This window comes from Streptomyces avidinii, from assembly GCF_014650695.1.
Lineage (GTDB): Bacteria > Actinomycetota > Actinomycetes > Streptomycetales > Streptomycetaceae > Streptomyces > Streptomyces avidinii.
In genome coordinates, this window is sequence record NZ_BMVL01000009.1 from 173359 (window position 1) to 190694 (window position 17336).

Annotated in this window: 16 protein-coding genes; 13 read left to right on the top strand and 3 right to left on the bottom strand. The window is 71.4% G+C overall.

All coding sequences use genetic code 11. The features are described from left to right. Nucleotides 1-28: 28 nt before the first annotated feature. The gene (locus IE257_RS23970; protein ID WP_372453124.1) at nt 29-1219 is read right to left on the bottom strand and encodes a pyridoxal phosphate-dependent aminotransferase; all 1191 of its coding nucleotides are present in this window, start codon (nt 1217-1219) and stop codon (nt 29-31) included. A 701-nt stretch (nt 1220-1920) separates the two neighbouring features. Here IE257_RS23970 and IE257_RS23975 point away from each other — a divergent pair. The 13 genes from IE257_RS23975 (at nt 1921) to IE257_RS24035 (ending at nt 15347) form a co-directional block, all read left to right on the top strand. Next, complete coding sequence (locus IE257_RS23975; RefSeq protein ID WP_189971871.1) at nt 1921-2469, top strand: DUF2617 family protein; 549 nt, start codon at nt 1921-1923, stop codon at nt 2467-2469. A gap of 115 nt (nt 2470-2584) precedes the next feature. After that, a complete protein-coding gene (locus IE257_RS23980) occupies nt 2585-4228 on the top strand; it encodes a polyamine aminopropyltransferase (protein WP_229920626.1) in 1644 nt (547 codons plus the stop codon). 32 nt (nt 4229-4260) lie between these two features. Next, complete coding sequence (locus tag IE257_RS23985; protein WP_189971873.1) at nt 4261-5070, top strand: SRPBCC family protein; 810 nt, start codon at nt 4261-4263, stop codon at nt 5068-5070. 31 nt (nt 5071-5101) lie between these two features. Beyond that, a complete protein-coding gene (locus IE257_RS23990) occupies nt 5102-5890 on the top strand; it encodes an aldose epimerase family protein (protein WP_189971875.1) in 789 nt (262 codons plus the stop codon). A 32-nt stretch (nt 5891-5922) separates the two neighbouring features. Next, entirely contained in the window at nt 5923-6486 is a 564-nt protein-coding gene (pyrE, locus tag IE257_RS23995) for an orotate phosphoribosyltransferase (protein WP_229920627.1), read from the top strand. Nucleotides 6487-6743: 257 nt separating this feature from the next. Then, nucleotides 6744-7766: a class II fructose-bisphosphate aldolase gene (gene fbaA, locus IE257_RS24000; protein WP_030755743.1), complete on the top strand. Its 1023-nt coding sequence runs from the start codon at nt 6744-6746 to the stop codon at nt 7764-7766. A gap of 238 nt (nt 7767-8004) precedes the next feature. Continuing rightward, the gene (locus IE257_RS24005; protein WP_189971877.1) at nt 8005-8418 is read left to right on the top strand and encodes a DUF3151 domain-containing protein; all 414 of its coding nucleotides are present in this window, start codon (nt 8005-8007) and stop codon (nt 8416-8418) included. Between the two features lie 165 nt (nt 8419-8583). Beyond that, complete coding sequence (locus IE257_RS24010) at nt 8584-9438, top strand: tryptophan 2,3-dioxygenase family protein (protein WP_189971879.1); 855 nt, start codon at nt 8584-8586, stop codon at nt 9436-9438. Next, on the top strand, nt 9431-10654 hold the full coding sequence (kynU, locus tag IE257_RS24015) for a kynureninase (RefSeq protein ID WP_189971881.1): 1224 nt from the start codon (nt 9431-9433) through the stop codon (nt 10652-10654). The genes IE257_RS24010 and kynU overlap by 8 nt, the downstream gene beginning before the upstream one ends. Before the next feature lie 171 nt (nt 10655-10825). After that, on the top strand, nt 10826-11704 hold the full coding sequence (locus IE257_RS24020) for an alpha/beta hydrolase (RefSeq protein ID WP_189971883.1): 879 nt from the start codon (nt 10826-10828) through the stop codon (nt 11702-11704). A gap of 276 nt (nt 11705-11980) precedes the next feature. Next, nucleotides 11981-12199, top strand: coding sequence for a hypothetical protein (locus IE257_RS24025; protein WP_189971885.1), 219 nt, complete (start codon nt 11981-11983; stop codon nt 12197-12199). Nucleotides 12200-12412: 213 nt separating this feature from the next. Further along, nucleotides 12413-14080 (top strand): hypothetical protein, encoded by a 1668-nt coding sequence (locus IE257_RS24030; RefSeq protein ID WP_189971887.1) that lies wholly within the window; start codon nt 12413-12415, stop codon nt 14078-14080. A 178-nt stretch (nt 14081-14258) separates the two neighbouring features. Further along, nucleotides 14259-15347 (top strand): S1C family serine protease, encoded by a 1089-nt coding sequence (locus IE257_RS24035; RefSeq protein ID WP_189971889.1) that lies wholly within the window; start codon nt 14259-14261, stop codon nt 15345-15347. A gap of 114 nt (nt 15348-15461) precedes the next feature. Here IE257_RS24035 and IE257_RS24040 read toward each other — a convergent pair whose 3' ends face one another. Together IE257_RS24040 and IE257_RS24045 are read right to left on the bottom strand one after the other, a co-directional pair. Beyond that, nucleotides 15462-16442: an MASE1 domain-containing protein gene (locus IE257_RS24040; protein ID WP_189971891.1), complete on the bottom strand. Its 981-nt coding sequence runs from the start codon at nt 16440-16442 to the stop codon at nt 15462-15464. Between the two features lie 54 nt (nt 16443-16496). Then, a complete protein-coding gene (locus IE257_RS24045; RefSeq protein ID WP_189971893.1) occupies nt 16497-17321 on the bottom strand; it encodes a PP2C family protein-serine/threonine phosphatase in 825 nt (274 codons plus the stop codon). Between the last annotated feature and the right edge of the window lie 15 nt (nt 17322-17336).

The following is a 17336-nucleotide window of genomic DNA, read 5'->3' on the forward strand; positions in this document are numbered from 1 at the left end:
CGGGGTCGTCCGACCGGCAACGCACCCCCTACAGCCGGCGCAGCCGTTCGGCGGCCTCCCGGAGCACGTCCTCGCGCTTGCAGAAGGCCCAGCGGACCTGGGTGGCGCCCGCGGCCTTGTCGTCGTAGAAGACCTGGTTCGGGATGGCGACCACACCGCAGCGTTCGGGCAGGGCGCGGCAGAAGGCGAGGCCGTCCTTCTCGCCGAGGGGCGTGATGTCCGTGGTGATGAAGTAGGTGCCCTGCGGGCGGAAGACCTCGAAGCCGGCCGCCGCCAGGCCGTCGGCGAGGATGTCGCGCTTGGCGGCCAGGTCGGCGCGGAAGGTGTCGTAGTACGCGTCGGGCAGGGCGAGGGCCTCGGCGATCGCGTACTGGAAGGGGCCCGAGGAGACGTAGGTCAGGAACTGCTTCGCCGAGCGGACCGCCGTGACCAGTTCCGGGGGCGCGGTGAGCCAGCCGACCTTCCAGCCGGTGAACGAGAACGTCTTGCCGGCCGAGGAGATGGTGACCGTCCGCTCGCGCATGCCCGGCAGGCCCGCCAGGGGGGTGTGGACGCCTTCGAAGACCAGGTGCTCGTACACCTCGTCCGTGACGACCAGCAGATCGCGCTCGACGGCCAGCTCGGCGACCGCAGCGAGTTCGGCCGGGGTCAGGACGGTGCCCGTCGGGTTGTGCGGCGTGTTCAGGAGCAGCAGGCGGGTGCGCGGGGTGACGGCGGCGCGCAGTTCGTCCAGGTCGAGGACGAAGGCTCCGGCGTGCGGGCGCAGGGTGACGGGGACGCGTACCGCGCCGGCCATGGCGATGCAGGCCGCGTACGAGTCGTAGTACGGCTCCAGGGCGATGACCTCGTCGCCCGGCTCCAGGAGGGCGAGGAGGGCGGCGGCGATGGCCTCCGTGGCGCCCGCGGTGACGAGGACCTCGGTGTCGGGGTCGTAGCCGAGTCCGTAGAAGCGCTGCTGGTGAGCGGCGATCGCGGTGCGCAGCTCCGGGACGCCGGGCCCCGGCGGGTACTGGTTGCCGAGTCCTGTGAGGACCGCGCGGGAGGCCGCCTCCGCGATCTGCGCGGGACCGTCGGTGTCGGGGAAGCCCTGGCCGAGGTTGATCGAACCGGTGCGGACGGCCAGCGCCGACATCTCCGCGAAGATCGTCGTGCCGAAGGCCGCGAGGCGGCGGTTCAGGAAGGGGCGGTCGCTGCTCACGGGTGCGCTCATGGGCGTCATCCTGCGGGCAACCTCTGGACTTCCTCAAGTGTGCTTTGGGTCGTACGGGCCGCGGGCATCCCCCCTTCACGCAGGACGCGGGGATCCTGCTCCCCCGGGAAGACCGGGGTGCGAGAGAGGTGGCGGACATGGGGTTCGTCTTCGGTTTCGTTCTGATTGTTGCCCTCGTCGTGGTGGTCCTCCTGAACGCGCTGGGCCGGTCGTCCATGGGGCGGAGCGCGTCCCGTCGCCGGGGCCGCCGCAGCTGGTGGGCGGACGGCGGCTCCTCGTCGAACTCGGGCTGCGGGTCGTCCTCCTCCGGTTGCGGCTCCTCCTCGTCGTGCGGGGGATCGTCCTCCTCGTGCGGCGGCGGTGGCGGATGCGGCGGTTCCAGCTGACGAGGGACCGCGGGCACGGCGTTTGACGAGGGCGTTCGACGGTCCGACTGCCGTCGGGCGCCCTCTCGTTCGTCGATGCATGACGACGCGCGGGGCGCAACCTGTTGAACACGTGAACTGCGGAGCCCCCGGGGGGATGTAAACCACTTCAAGTTGGGTAAAAACGCTGTGAGTGCCGTGCCTTTCATGATTCCCTCGGTTGAGTAGACCAGTCCTCGGACCTCCCTGGACTTCCTGTGGACCCGTGCCGGTTTCCCCCCACCCGTGCTTGCTACCGCTGGCGGGCCCCGGCCCATCTCCCTCGCGCGTTTGCGGAGCCGACTCATGCTCACGACCCTCCAGACCTCATACACCGACACGCGTGCCGCCGATCTCGCCTGGGCCCTGGGTCGGGACCGGCTGCCCGCCCTGGCCGTACTGAACCTCGAACTCTCGGGCGCAAAGGTGGAGTTGCGCCTGCTCGGGGCCTCCCACCAGGTACTTCTGGAGGAGGGGGAGGTGCGCTGCTCGGAGACGGTCGCCTGTATGCCCGGCAGCAGCACGCCGCTGCCGCTCGGCGTGGCCAAGCGGGTGGGCGACTGGGAGTACGAGTTCGCCGCGCGGGTGGAGACCCTGTCGCGCGGGTCCTTCGCCGGGCGGGCCCAGGAGCTACTCGCACTGGTGGCGGACCACCCGAACGGACTAGCGGGGACCTTTCCCGGAAGTCCGCACGCCTTCACCGCCATGCTCGCGCAGTACTACGAGGGACAGGTGCGCTGGCGGACCTGGCACGCGTACCCGCAGGAGGGCCAGCTGGTGGCCACCCGGACGCGGGTGGGCGTACGGACGGGGGCACCCGCGACGGCGGCCCTGGAATCACCCGCGCTGCTGTAGCGGGCGCCGGGGCGCGATTATCCCGGCTCGGTTACGCCAACTGGCCGGATCAGCACCTCACTTGCACCCATGTGGGTGACCGGATGCGAGTGGACGGTGACGTACGGTTCGCTTCATGATCGACCGTTCCGTCCCGCGCCGGGTGCTCCCGGCTCCGGAGCCTCGGGGCGCCGCGACCGTCCCGGCCGCCCTGCCCGTACGGCCCCGGACCGGCCGACTCCTCGTCCTGGCCACCGTGTTCATCTGTGCCGCCTGCGGGCTCGTGTACGAGCTGGAGCTCCTCGCGCTCGGCACCTACCTGATCGGCGACTCCGTCACCCAGGCGTCGGTCGTGCTGTCCGTCATGGTCTTCGCCATGGGAGTCGGCTCCCTGCTCGCCAAGCGCTTCCGTCACCGGCCCGCCTTCGGCTTCGGTGCCATCGAGGCCGGGCTCGCCCTCCTCGGCGGGCTCTCGGCCATAGCGCTGTACGCGAGCTTCGCCTGGCTGGGGGAGTCCCGGCCCGCGCTCGTCGCGTTCTCCTTCGCCATCGGGGTGCTCATCGGCGCGGAGATCCCGCTATTGATGGTCCTCATCCAGCGGATCCGCAGACAGGACGCGGGCGGGGCCGTCGCCGACCTGTTCGCCGCCGACTACGTGGGCGCCCTCGTCGGCGGCCTCGCCTTCCCCTTCCTGCTGCTCCCGATGCTCGGCCAGCTCACCGGCGCCATGGTCACCGGCACCGTCAACGTGATCGTCGGCGGCGGGCTCGTCCTGTGGCTGTTCCGCCGGGACCTGAGCAGGCGCTGCCGCTGGCTGCTGATCGCCGCGAACGTGACCGTACTGGCGGTGCTCGCCTCCGCCACCGTCCTCGCCGACGACTTCGAGCGGACCGCCCGGCGCGCCGTGTACGGCGGGGAGGTACGGGTCGCCGTCCAGACCGGGGTGCAGGAGCTGGTGCTCACCGGGCCGTCGACCGGCTCCCCGCGCTCCCTCGACCTCTACCTCGACGGACGGCTGCGGGTCAGCGGCTACGACGAGTACCGCTACCACGAGGCCCTGGTCCACCCCGCGATGACCGGCCCGCACGCCCGCGTCCTGGTCCTCGGCGGCGGCGACGGGCTCGCCGCCCGCGAGGTGCTCCGCTACCGGGACGTCTCCTCCGTCACCGTCGTCGAGCTCGACCCCGGCGTGGTCCGCCTGGCCCGCACCGATCCGATGCTCTCCGCGCTCAACTCCCGGGTGTACGAGGACCCGCGGCTGGCGGTCGTCACCCAGGACGCCTTCCGCTGGCTGCGGGGACCGGCCGCCGAGGACCGCTTCGACGTCATCCTCTCCGACCTCCCCGACCCGGGCATCACCCCCAGCACGAAGCTGTACTCGCAGGAGTTCTACGGGCTGGCCGCGCGGGCCCTGCGCCCCGGGGGCCGGATCGCCGTGCACGCCGGACCGCTCGCCACGCGCCCGCGTGCGTACTGGACCGTCGACTCCACCCTCCGCGCAGCCGGGCTGCGCACCGCCCCCTACAGCGCGGGCGGCCGCCTCACGGGCTTCGCCGCCGGGCCCGACCGCACCCCGCTGGGCGTGACCGGCGCACCGCCGCAGGACTGGGGCTTCGTCCTTGCGGCCCGGGACCAGGACCCGCACCTGCGTGTGGACCACGACACGCCCGCGCTGCGCTCCCTGTCGACCCGCTCCCTGCAGGACGCCGCTCGCGACGCGGAACGCACCCGGGTGCCCGGACTTCCGCCGTCGACCCTGCCGCACCCGCGGTATTCGTGACCCGGTGCGGTCTCGTCGGTAGGCTCGACCGCATGGAGCATCAGGTGTTCGTTCCGGTACCGGCAGACGATCTCCGCGCCGTGCTGCGCGACCCCGCCCGGGTGGCCCGGTGCGTGCCGGGCCTCCAGCAGGACGCCGACACCGATGCCGGGCCGGTCTCGGGCCGGCTCAAGGTGCGGGTCGGCGGGAGCACCGTGACGTACCGGGGGGCCCTGACCGTCACCGAGCAGGACCCGGGGCACTTCACCTTCGAGGGTGAGGGGACGGAGGTCCGGGGCAGCGGGACCGTGAAGTTCGCCCTGGACCTGCGGCTGACGCCGGTCCCGGACGGGACCCGGCTGGACTTCACCGCCGCGGCCACGGCAGACGGGCGTGCCGCCGTCTTCCCGCCGGAGGCCACGGCCACTGCCGTGCAGCGGCTGCTGGACCGGGCGGCCGGACAGCTGACCCTCGCTTCCGCGCCCGACGACCCGGTGGCCGAGTCCGAGTCCGAGTCCGAGTCCGAGTCCGGGGCAGCGGGTCAGGACGACGTCTCCGGGGTCAGCGCCTCCCTGTACGAGACCGAGGTGCCGCCGCCCTCCCTGGACCCGTTCCTCGCCGGTCAGTTCGACGGCACGGACGGAGTCCCGCAGCCCCCGGCCGAGGCCGCCCACGCACGCCGCACCATGATCGGCCGCAGCGCGGAGGAGGTGGACCATGCACCGCCGCGCGGCCGGTACGCCCCGGTCCCCGCGCCCGCCTCCGCCACCGCCGGCGACAGCCTGCGCTGGATCGCCCCGGCCGCCGCCCTGGCGCTGGCCTCGGCGGTTGTCATCGGCCGGGCCCTGCGCCGCCGTCGCTGAACAACGGGCCGGCCGCATTAGGGTCGACCGCATGAGTACGCAACTGAGCGCCGGCGGCGCCGAGGTGACGGTCGACCAGGAGAACGGCTGCCGGATCAGCAGCCTGCGCATCGACGGGACGGAACTGCTGCGGCAGGGGCCGAGGTACGGGGCCTTCCCGATGGTCCCGTGGTGCGGCCGGGTCGCGAACGGGCGGTTCCGCGACGGCGCGACCGTCCATCAGATGCCGCTCAACCACCCGCCGCACGCGCTCCACGGCTTCGCCCGCGACGCACCCTGGCGCCCGGCCGGAGCAGGCGCCACCGAGGCCGCCTTCGCCTACGACCTCACCGACCCGTGGCCGTACCCCGGCCGGGTGACCCAGGTCGTCGCGCTCGCCGAGGACTCGCTGACCCTCACCATGGGCGTCGAGACGTACGGGGACTCCTTTCCGGCCCAGGTCGGCTGGCACCCCTGGTTCCTGCGCAACCTCGAGGCCGGCGGCCCGGACGCGGAGGTCTCCTTCGATCCCGCGTGGCAGGAGGAGCGCGGTGACGACCACATCCCCACCGGCAACCGCATCGACCCGAAGCCCCGCCCCTGGGACGACTGCTTCGGCATGCCGAACGGCGTCGACGTCACCCTCACCTGGCCCGGTGCCCTCGAACTGCGCGTCACCAGCCGGGCCGAATGGGTGGTCATCTACGACGAGGAGCCCGAGGCCGTCTGCGTGGAGCCCCAGTCGGGCCCGCCGAACGGGCTGAACACCCTCCCGCGCCTGGTCACCCCGCTGGATCCGCTGGAGGTCTCCACGACCTGGACCTGGCGCCGTCTCGGATAAACACCCGCCGGGGCCCCTTTAAGCTCAGGGGCATGAGTGACGTCAACGAAGTAATGCCGTCAGGCACACGCGGTGCGCTGCTGCAGCAGATCAAGGACAAGGCCGTCGTGCACGGCAAGGTGACCCTCTCCTCAGGTCGTGAGGCCGACTACTACATCGACCTCCGCCGGATCACCCTCGACGGCGAGGCCGCCCCGCTGGTCGGTCAGGTCATGCTCGACCTGACCGCCGAGCTCGCATTCGACTGCGTCGGCGGTCTGACCCTGGGTGCCGACCCGGTCGCGACCTCGATGCTGCACGCCTCCGCCGCGCGCGGTCAGCGCCTGGACGCCTTCGTCGTCCGCAAGGCGCAGAAGGCCCACGGCATGCAGCGCCGCATCGAGGGCACCGACGTGAAGGGCAAGCGCTGCCTGGTGGTCGAGGACACCTCGACGACCGGCGGGTCCCCGCTGACGGCCGTCGAGGCGGTCCGCGAGGCCGGCGGCGAGGTCGTCGCCGTCGCCACGATCGTCGACCGCGGTGCGGCCGACGCGATCGCCGCGGCCGGTCTTCCGTACCTCACCGGATACCGCCTTGAGGACCTCGGCCTGTCCTAGGTCCGCTCCGCCGACTCCGTCCGGCCACCGCGAGAAGTGTCGACGAAGGAGCCCGGTCGCCCCTCTGGGCGGTCTGACCTGGCAAAACCCGGCGGCCCGGGATGTTTCACGTGAAACATCCCGGGCCGTTCGCCCACCACGTGAGACCGGCGGGCTGGACCCTCGCGCCGAGTCTGGAAAGATAGGCGCGACGATGACGTCGCCCCCAGGTCAGGGCCCGCAATAAGCACACTCCCGCACATCCAAGGAGCCGGCAGATGCCCATCGCAACCCCCGAGGTCTACAACGAGATGCTCGACCGGGCGAAGGCAGGCAAGTTCGCCTACCCGGCCATCAACGTGACCTCCTCCCAGACCCTGCACGCTGCGCTGCGCGGCTTCGCGGAGGCCGAGAGCGACGGCATCATCCAGATCTCCACCGGTGGTGCGGAGTTCCTGGGTGGCCAGCACAACAAGGACATGGTCACCGGCGCGGTCGCCCTGGCCGAGTTCGCGCACATCGTGGCCGCCAAGTACGACATCACGGTCGCCCTGCACACGGACCACTGCCCGAAGGACAAGCTGGACGGCTATGTACGTCCGCTGCTCGACATCTCCGCCGAGCGCGTGGCCCGCGGTCTGAACCCGCTCTTCCAGTCGCACATGTGGGACGGTTCCGCCGAGACCCTGGCCGACAACCTGGCCATCGGCCAGGAGCTGCTCGCCAAGGCCGTCGCCGCCAAGATCATCCTTGAGGTCGAGATCACCCCGACCGGTGGCGAGGAGGACGGCGTCACCCACGAGATCAACGACGAGCTGTACACGACCGTCGACGACGCGATCCGCACCGCCGAGGCCCTCGGCCTGGGCGAGAAGGGCCGCTACCTGCTGGCCGCCTCGTTCGGCAACGTCCACGGCGTCTACAAGCCGGGCAACGTCGTCCTGCGCCCCGAGCTCCTCAAGGACCTCCAGGCCGGTGTCGCCGAGAAGTACGGCAAGGCCTCGCCGTTCGACTTCGTCTTCCACGGCGGTTCGGGCTCCACGGCCGAGGAGATCGCCACCGCGCTGGAGAACGGCGTCGTGAAGATGAACCTCGACACCGACACCCAGTACGCCTTCACCCGTCCGGTCGTGGACCACATGTTCAGCAACTACGCGGGCGTCCTGAAGGTCGACGGCGAGGTCGGTACGAAGTCCAAGTACGACCCCCGCACCTGGGGCAAGGCCGCCGAGGCGGGCATGGCCGCGCGCGTCGCCGAGGCGTGCGCGAACCTGCGTTCCACGGGCACCAAGCTGAAGTAGTCGGCCGCAGCGAGCCGTACCGAAGGGCCCGGCCCCCGTCCCGCGACGGAGGCCGGGCCCTTCGGCGTTCGCCCGGGCGGGTGGCCGCGGAGGCGGGGGGACGGCCGCTCGACCCGGGGTGTGAACTGCCCCCGTACGCGGACCCACAGGGTTCCTCCGGCTCGCTCCGTCCCGCCCCGTGGGCAGACGCGGCACACCACCGCTCAACGCGGTGGCGGCGGCCCGGCAGACTGGGGGCATGTCCATTCACCAGAACCTGCTCGGGGGCCCCGCCCCCACCCACCTGCCCGACGAGCCGGGCCGCGAGGCCATCGCCGCCGGCACCCCCGCCGTCGAGGTGGCCGCCGCGCACCCCACGTCCTCGCTCGCCTGGGCGGTCCTCGCCGACGATGCCTTCGCCGCCGGCAGCACCGTCGAGTCCTACGCCTATGCCCGTACGGGTTACCACCGCGGCCTCGACGCCCTGCGCCGCGCCGGGTGGAAGGGCCACGGCCCGGTGCCGTGGGAGCACGAGCCGAACCGTGGCTTCCTGCGCGCCCTGCACGCCCTGGCCCGCGCGGCCGAGGCCATCGGCGAGAAGGAGGAGTACGAGCGCTGCTCGACCTTCCTGCGGGACTCCTCCCCGACGGCGGCGGACACGCTGAGCGCCTGATCCCGTACGGCGGGGAGTGATGCGACCGAAATGGTGTGGTCTGCATCACTCTCCGCTGGAGCGCGGACGCGACAGGGTCCTATGATGCGGGCAGGGGACCGGGGCTCCACTCACCTCACGGAAGGGGCGGACCGCTACCCGGAAGCACGTGTCGAGGAGACAGCGATGTCGAAAACCCTTGATGCCTCCGGAGTCGGCGGGTCGGACACCCCGAACCTCGACTTTGCAGGCACGACCCCGTACGAGGACTACGTCCAGGCAGACGTTCTCACCCACCTCCAGCACCTCCGTTCGGACGACCCGGGCGAGATGGTCTTCCTGGTTACGACCCAGGTCATGGAGCTGTGGTTCACGGTCATCGTCCACGAGTGGGAAACCGCCACGAAGGCCCTGCGCGAGGACCGCATCCCCGTCGCGATGGATGCGCTGAAACGTTCACTCCGCGAACTGGAGGCCCTCAACGCCTCCTGGCGCCCGCTGGCCCAGCTCACCCCGGGACAGTTCAACGCCTACCGCTCCGCCCTCGGCGAGGGTTCCGGTTTCCAGTCGGCAATGTACCGCCGGATGGAGTTCCTGCTCGGCGAGAAGTCCGCCTCGATGCTGGTTCCGCACCGGGGCGCCCCCCGCGTCCACGCGGAGCTGGAGAAGGCCCTGCACGAGCCCAGCCTCTACGACGAGGTGCTGCGCCTGCTCGCCCGCCGCGGGCTCCCGGTCCCGGACGCCGTCCTGAACCGCGACCTCTCGCTGCGCTACGAGCCCTCGGCCGAGGTCGAGGCCGTCTGGACCGGCCTGTACGCCGCCCCGGACACCAACGAGAACGCGGACCTGCACCGCCTCGGTGAGGTCCTCACCGATGTCGCCGAGCTCGTCTGGCGCTGGCGCAACGACCACCTGGTCGCCACCCGCCGCGCGATGGGCGCGAAGACGGGCACGGGCGGTTCGGCCGGCGTGACCTGGCTGGAGAAGCGCGCGACGAAGAACGTCTTCCCGGAGCTCTGGACGGCCCGCAGCTATGTCTGACGACTCCAAGGACATACCGGCGGACACCGCGGCGGACCTCCGCAGCCGTGCGGCCGAACTGGACGCCGCCGACGGGCTGGCAAAGCTCCGCGAGCGCTTCACCCTCCCCGACGGGGTCGTCTACCTGGACGGCAACTCCCTCGGCGCCCTGCCGGCCGGGGTCGCGGACACCACTGCCGACGTCGTCGCCAGGCAGTGGGGCGAGCTCCTCATCCGGTCCTGGGACGAGAGCGGCTGGTGGACCGCGCCCGAGCGGATCGGCGACAAGCTCGCCCCGCTCGTCGGCGCGGCTCCCGGCCAGGTGGTCGTCGGTGACTCCACCAGCGTCAACCTCTTCAAGGCCCTGGTCGGCGCCGCCCGTCTCGCGGCCCCCGGCCGGACCAGGCTGCTGGTCGACGCCGCCACCTTCCCCACCGACGGCTACATCGCGGAGTCGGCGGCCCGGATGACGGGCCTGACCGTCGTCCCGGTGGACCCCTCGCACGCGGCCGAGGCCATGGACGCGGACACCGCCGTGGTGCTCCTCAACCACGTCGACTACCGCAGCGGACGGCTCCACGACCTCCCCGCCCTCACCGCGGCGGCCCGCGCCGCCGGGGCGATCACGGTGTGGGACCTGTGCCACTCCGCCGGCGCCCTCCCGGTCGGCCTGGACGAGCACGCCGTCGACCTCGCGGTGGGCTGCACGTACAAGTACCTCAACGGCGGCCCCGGCGCGCCCGCGTACCTGTACATCGCCGCCCGCCACCAGGCCGACTTCGACTCCCCGCTCCCGGGCTGGAACGGTCACGCGGACCCGTTCGCGATGACCCCGGGCTTCGAGGCGGCGCAGGGCGCGACCCGCGGCCGCGTCGGTACGCCGGACATCCTGTCCATGCTGGCCCTGGAGTCGGCGCTCGACGCCTGGGACGGGGTGTCCGTCGAAGCCGTACGGGCCAAGTCCCTCGCCCTGACCGACTTCTTCCTGGAGTGCGTGGCGGCGTACGTCCCGCAGGGCCGGGTCGAGTCGGTCACCCCGGACGAGCACGAGCGACGCGGCAGCCAGATCTCGCTGCGGACCGAGAACGCCCGTGAGGTCATGGGCGAGCTCATCTCCCGGGGCGTCATCGGCGACTTCCGCGCGCCCGACGTCCTACGCTTCGGCTTCACCCCGCTCTACGTCGGTTTCGCCGACGCCGAGCGCGCAGCACGGACACTGGGTCACATTTTCGGGTGACTCGGTAGCGAAACGTCACATCACCGGGCGGGCGGGGCTACGGCTCCGTCCGCCCGGTCATATTCCGGGACCCGCACGGAACGGCCTGTTCCAGACTGATACCGTCCCGCTCTGCCGGAACACCGGAACATCAGTCCCCGCTGTCCCACGCGTTACCGAGAGGTTGAGCCGATGACGGACCCCGCCGCAGTGGAACGGGACGCCGCCGAGGCCGCCTCGGCCTTCGCCCATCCGGCCGTGGCACCGGACGTGACCGCCGCGTACGGCGAACATCCCGACCACGTCGTCGACTTCTACGCCCCGCGCCGCGAAACCGGGGGCCCGGCCCCGCTGGTGGTGCTGCTGCACGGCGGTGCGTGGCGGGCCCCGTACGACCGGCAGCACGTCACGCCCTTCGCGGACTTCCTGTCCCGGCGGGGTTTCGCCGTCGCCAACGTCGAGTACCGGCGCGGCAGTTCCGTGCCGCACCAGAACGCCGAGGGGCCGGTCGCCGGGCGCTGGCCGGAGACCTTCGACGACGTCGCCGCCGCGATGGACGCCCTCCCCGCGCTGGCGGCCGCCGCGCTCCCGCAGGCCGATGTCCGCCGTACGGTCGTCACCGGCCACTCGGCGGGCGGCCACCTCGCGCTGTGGGCCGCGGCCCGGCACGTGCTCCCGTACGACTCCCCCTGGCGGCTGCCCGCCCCGCCGATGCTGCGCGGCGTGGTGGCGCTGGCCCCGATCGCGGACTTCGTGGTGGCGGAGGAGCTGGGCGTGTGCGGCGGCGCGAGTGCGCAGCTGCTGGGCGGGGCGGACCACTGGGAGGAGCGCCTGGCGTGCGCCGACCCGGCGGCGCTGCTGCCGACGGGGATCGCCACGGCGGTGGTGCAGGGCCGGGACGACATCGTGGTCCCGCAGCAGGTGTCCGAGGCGTATGTGGCGGCGGCCGCGAAGGCGGGGGAGATGGTCGGGCTGACGCTGTTGGACGCGGTCGGTCACTTTCCGCTGATCGACCCGGCGGCGGACGCGTGCGCGGTGGTTGCCGAGGAGATCTCGCAGCTGGCCTGGTAGGCCCCACCGTCCCTTCCGGTCCGCCGCCCGGACCCGGTCCGAAAACCAGGTCGGGGTGCCTGGACCCGTGTGTACGCTGATCATGTTTTGGTCTGATCATGTTCAAAAAAAGAAAAAAATGGGGGCCGGTGCGCAATCGCCGACTCGTAATGACCGGGCGGCCGCCTGCCGGCCCGCGGCCACATCTCGCAGTGGGTCTCCGGGGAGGCGGAGGGCGACGAGGCCTACGTCCTGAACACCACCGTCACCGAGACGACGGACTCCGGTTTCCTCTCCGTGGCGCCGAGCCCGTTCCCCTGGCTGGTGAACGACGACCCGAACGCGCCCGAGCCGCCGCGTCCCGGTTCCTCCACCCTGAACTGGACGGCCGGCCGGACCGTCCCGAACCTGGTGCAGGCGAGTGCCGGCGAGCACGGAATCATCAACTTCTGGAACCAGGGCTGGAAGGACGCCGACCTCGTCGTCGACATCTTCGGCGTCTACCAGAACGACTGATGCGCCGGTGAGCGAGCGGGAGGAGCGGCGGGCGACAGCGTGCCGTTCCCCCCAGCCTCCCCATCACGGCGCAGCCCGTACCGGGCAATGGGTGCACGGTGGGACAGAATCCCGCCAACTCCCCCCGCCCGTACGGATATCCGTCGAACGTTCGACGATGATCTGTGTACTCTGGAACCTCATTCCTGAGCACGTTCAAAAATGGGGGGGCCGGTGCGCAGTCGCCGTCTCGTAATTTCCGTTGCCGTCATCGCGGCCACGATCGGTCTCGTACCGGGCATGGCCCAGGCGGCCGAGCCCGTCGCGCCGCCCGTGTCGGCGCCGAATATCGACCTCGGCAAGGCCGCGGCGTCGAACTTCAAGACCTACAGGAGCCCGGCCGAGAAGTCGGTCCGCAAGACCCTGCCGGCTGCCAAGGGGAAGGCAGCCGCCGCCGCGGGCAACCCGGACCTGAACATGGTCCTGTCCGCCACCAGCAAGACCGCTCACGGGGTGGAGCTGGTCACCGACCTGATCAGCGAGACGGCTTCGCTGACCGTCACGGTCGAGTGGGGCGACGGGAAGAAGGACGTCGTAGCCGCCTCCGGCGCCGGCCCGCTGACGCACCGGCACGCCTACGCGGAGCTCGGCGAGTACGACATCAAGGTCACGGTGACGGACACCGCGAACGCGGTCGAGGTCGTCAACACCCTCCCGTACGGCACCGCGGGTTCGGAGTTCACCCCGGTGGCCCCCACGCGCCTCCTGGACACCCGTACCGGGCTCGGAGGGCCCCAGGGTGCGGTGCAGTCGTCCGGCACCGCCCGGGTGAAGGTCGGCGGCAACGCCGGCATCCCCGAGGGGGTGACGGCGGTCGTCCTCAACGTGACCGCCACCGAGACCAACAACTCCGGCTTCGTCACCGCCTTCCCGGAGGGCGGGGTGCGTCCGAAGACGTCCAACGTCAACTGGGACAAGGGGCAGACCGTCCCGAACCAGGTCATCGTGCCCGTCGGCAAGAACGGCTACGTCGACCTGTACAACGCCAGCTGGACCGGATCGGCCCACCTGATCGCCGACGTCACCGGCTACTTCACGCCGAAGTCCGCCAGCGGTTACACCTCGATGACCCCGGCGCGCTTCGTCGACACCCGTGAGGGACTCGGCACCTACCGGGGCCAGCTGGGCGGCCAGGGCTCCTTCAGCACCCAGATCAGCGGCCTGCGGGGCGTGCCCGAGGGCGTCACCGCCGTCGCGCTGAACGTCACCGTCACCAACCCGGGCAAGTACGGTCACCTGACCGTCTTCCCGAGCGGCCAGGCGGCGCCGGACACCTCCAGCCTGAACTTCGCTGCCGGTCAGACCGTCGCCAACTCGGTGATCGTGCCCGTCGGCAAGGACGGGAAGATCAGCTTCCGCAACGGTGCCTACGCCGGGGTCGACGTCGTCGTCGACGTGGTCGGCTACTACAGCCCGGACAGCAGGGGCTCGTTCGTCCCGATCGCTCCGGTCCGTCGCCTGGACACCCGCGAGCCCAAGGACCCGTACCACGGTGTGATCCCCGGCGGTTACTACCTGCCGGTGACGTTCACCCCCGACGCCGTGGACGACGGTGTCTCGGGCTACGTGCTGAACGCCACGGTCACCAACACCGCCGACAACGGCTTCCTCTCGGTCGCCCCGGACCCGAACTCGCTGGAGGCGTACCGAAACGGCACCGCGGTGCCGCCGGAGCTCCCCGGCTCCTCCACCCTGAACTGGACGACCGGCAAGACCGTCGCGAACCTGGTCCAGGCGAGCGCCGGTGAGAACGGGATCGCCGACTTCTTCAACCAGAGCTGGGACGAGTGGGCGACCACCGACCTGGTCGTCGACGTCTTCGGTTACTACGAGACCAACTAGTCGTTCCGCATACGGGCGCCCCGGGATCCGCTCCCGGGGCGCCCGTACGTGTCCGCGTACCCCGGCCCACCGACGGCCCGTCACCTGGTGGAACGGTCAACCACCGGCCTGCCAGGACACCTCCGGACCCCGGGACTAGCCTGAAAGAGGGATCCGACCTCCGGAAGGTTGCGGACCTATGAAGGTGCAGCGCAGCGGCGCCGTGTTGGCCGCCGCGACAGTGGTGCTCGGGACCATGTCCGCGTCGTCCGCCTCGGCGGACGACAAGGACCCCAAGGAGATCTACGAACAGGCGGCGCCCGCCACCGTGCGCGTCGTCGGGAAGTACACCGAGGGAAGCGGCTTCGTCTTCGACTCCGACAAAGGGCTCATCGTCACCAATGCCCACGTGGTCGTGGACGAGCCCTCCCTGAAGGTCGCGGTCGGAGACCAGCCCCCAGCAGCCGCCCGGGTGGTCGGGATCGATCCCTGCGAAGACCTGGCGGTCCTGGCCTTCACCTCGAAGCCGTCCGAGCTGAAGGCCCTGGAGTTCGACAAGAGCAAGGACGTCCAGGTCGCCGACACGGTCACTGCGCTCGGCTACCCGGAAGGGCTGGGCCAGGCCAACCAGAAGGCCATCTACACGGCCGGCTCGGTGCAGAACCCGAACGTCGTGGACGCCGAGCCCTCCACATCGATGCCGCGCTATCCCGCCACGATCCAGCACTCCGCGACCGTGAACGCGGGCAACTCCGGCGGCCCGTTGCTCAACGGCCAGGGGAAGGTCGTCGGGATCAACTCGCTGGCCGCCACCGGCGACGTACAGGGGCAGTTCTACGCCATCAGCGCCGACCACGCCCGGCCGGTGCTCGACAGCCTGGCCTCCGGAGTCATGAAGAACGACCCCGGTTGGCGGCTCCTGGCCCTGGACGACCCGGAACTCGCCGCGAACTTCGTCGAGGAGGAGCAGGCCGAGGCGGAGAGCACCCAGAAGAAGTTGATCGCCAAGGGTGTGACCGGAGTGTTCGTCGTCGACACCCGGACGAACTCGCCCGCGGCCAAGGCCAACCTGGGCACCTACGACGTCGTCACCGCCATGAAGGACACCCCGGTGGAGACGGTCGCCGAGGTCTGCGACGTCCTCCAGTCCTCCTCGGCCGGCGAGAAGATCCCCCTGGAAGGCGTGTTCTCCGCCAACGCCGACGGCAAGCAGTCCAAGTTCGGTGAGGCCTGGACGTCCGACCTCGTCCTCGAAAAGGGCGGACCCACGTCCACTCCCAGCCGCTGAGCAGGACTGCCGGCGGGACTGCCCGGCGGGATGTCCGGCCGGCAGGACCCCGTCCGGCCGTCCGGCTCCGTCTGGCCGTCTCCTCCGGATCCTGCCGGGCCCGAAAGAGACGGTCTAGTCGTCCGGCTCCGTCCAGCGGTCCGAGGTTCCCGGGGCCAGGTGCTCGACCAGTTCGGCCAGGTCCTCGCAGACCTGCTCGATCTTCAGGCGCACGTTGTTCTGCTCGGTGACCAGAGCCGCCAGCAGCAGGCCGGTCAGGGCCGCGGCTCCGTTGAGCGCCTGGAGGTTGATCATGACTTCCAGGAGGCTGTGCTCGGCGAAGGGACCGGCGTGGTCGGTCGCCGCCGAGATCGTCAGGACGGAGACCAGCAGGGTGACCGGAGCGCTCCCGGCGAGCTGGAAGCGTACGGCCGCCCAGATGATCACGGGGAAGACGAGGAACAGCAGTGAGAGGGAGCTCCGGGTGGCCACCAGGGTGACGACGACGGCGGTGACCGCCAGGGCCGCCGCCTCGGCCGCGCGGTAGCCGTCCAGGGGCCGCCGGGCCGTCACGACCCTGCGCAGGACGAGCAGCAGCGGGGTGAGCACGAGCACTCCCATCGCGTCCCCGGCCCACCAGGCCGACCAGACGGGCCAGAACTGCGACAGCGGCAGGTCGCCGGTGAGCACCAGCGTCCAGGTTCCGATCGTGGCGCTGATGAGCATGGGCCACAGACCGCCCAGGAAGACCAGCGCCAGGGCGTCCCGCAGCCGGTCCAGCTCGGTACGGAAGCCCGCCCTGCGGAGCATCAGGTACGCGCATACCGGGGCGAGGACGTTGCCCGCGACGATGATCAGGCCCGGCGGGTCGAAATCGGCGATCCGCTCGATGGTGAGGTACGTACCGAGCGCGATCCCCGGCCAGGCCCGCAGGCCGAGCCAGAGCAGGGCGGTCACCGCGACGCCTGTCGGCAGCCACAGGGGCGTGACCTCTGCGCCGTCCACGACCACGCGCTGGTAGAGGCCGATCAATCCGCCCGCATAGTAGGCGAGGGCGACGGCGAGGATCGGCAGCAGAGCTGCGGGCAGTCGTCGCCATCCCTCGGTGCGCACCACAGCATCAGACAACAGCCCGGCGTCCGGGCGGGCCGTGACACGCGCTACCGCGCGCTACCGGGATCCCACGTCGTCGTGGCTGAGGACGAGTACGGCGGCGTCATCGGCGTGGCCGGTGGAGTCGGCCACCTTCATCACCTCGGCGGCCAGCTCGCCCGGGTCGGTGCCCGCGGCGTCCCGGACCACCCTGGCCACTCGTTCCAGTCCCACCTCGATCGGGAACTTCGGACCCTCCACCACGCCGTCGGTGAGCAGGACGATCGACCCCGCCTTCGTCAGTCGGCGCCGGGTGACCGCGTATCCCGCCCCGGGCATCAGGTTCAGCGGCAGGCCGCCGTCGTCCTCGGCGATGCCGTACTCGCCGTCGACGGTGGCCCAGACCGACGGAACGTGGCCTGCCCGGGCGGTTTCCAGCTCCCGGGTCTCCGGATCGAAGCGGAGCAGGGTGCAGGTCGCGAAGAGCTCGCGGTCCATGGAGAGCAGCACCTCGTTGGCCCGGCTCAGCACCTCGCCCGGATCGACGACGACGCCGGCCACGGCACGCAGACAGATCCGCACCTGCCCCATGAAGGCGGCCGCCTCCACATCGTGTCCCTGGACGTCACCGATGCAGAAGGCGAGCGCGCCCTCCGGCAGTTTGAAGCCGTCGTACCAGTCGCCGCCGATGTCCAGGCCGTGCCGGGCCGGCGAGTACCGGGCCGCGGTTCGCAGGCCCGGCAGTGCGGGGAGGGAGGCGGGCAGCATCTCGCTCTGCAGCGCCTCGGCCAGGTCCACCCGGGCCTGCTGCAGCTCCACCCCGCGGCGGGCCTGGTCGGCGAGCCGCCCGAGGGTGCTGAGCAGGTCGGCGCTGGCCGCCCGCGGGGCACGGCGAGGACTCACGGAACGCTCCGAGGT

Bases quoted from the DNA above. Each gene is read 5' to 3' on its own strand.
- IE257_RS23985 (WP_189971873.1), top strand. From the start codon at position 4,261: ATGGAGCATCAGGTGTTCGTTCCGGTACCGGCAGACGATCTCCGCGCC.
- IE257_RS23980 (WP_229920626.1), top strand. From the start codon at position 2,585: ATGATCGACCGTTCCGTCCCGCGCCGGGTGCTCCCGGCTCCGGAGCCT.
- kynU (WP_189971881.1), top strand. From the start codon at position 9,431: ATGTCTGACGACTCCAAGGACATACCGGCGGACACCGCGGCGGACCTC.
- IE257_RS23990 (WP_189971875.1), top strand. From the start codon at position 5,102: ATGAGTACGCAACTGAGCGCCGGCGGCGCCGAGGTGACGGTCGACCAG.
- fbaA (WP_030755743.1), top strand. From the start codon at position 6,744: ATGCCCATCGCAACCCCCGAGGTCTACAACGAGATGCTCGACCGGGCG.
- pyrE (WP_229920627.1), top strand. From the start codon at position 5,923: ATGAGTGACGTCAACGAAGTAATGCCGTCAGGCACACGCGGTGCGCTG.
- IE257_RS24020 (WP_189971883.1), top strand. From the start codon at position 10,826: ATGACGGACCCCGCCGCAGTGGAACGGGACGCCGCCGAGGCCGCCTCG.
- IE257_RS24005 (WP_189971877.1), top strand. From the start codon at position 8,005: ATGTCCATTCACCAGAACCTGCTCGGGGGCCCCGCCCCCACCCACCTG.
- IE257_RS23970 (WP_372453124.1), bottom strand. From the start codon at position 1,219: ATGACGCCCATGAGCGCACCCGTGAGCAGCGACCGCCCCTTCCTGAAC.
- IE257_RS24010 (WP_189971879.1), top strand. From the start codon at position 8,584: ATGTCGAAAACCCTTGATGCCTCCGGAGTCGGCGGGTCGGACACCCCG.
- IE257_RS24035 (WP_189971889.1), top strand. From the start codon at position 14,259: ATGAAGGTGCAGCGCAGCGGCGCCGTGTTGGCCGCCGCGACAGTGGTG.
- IE257_RS23975 (WP_189971871.1), top strand. From the start codon at position 1,921: ATGCTCACGACCCTCCAGACCTCATACACCGACACGCGTGCCGCCGAT.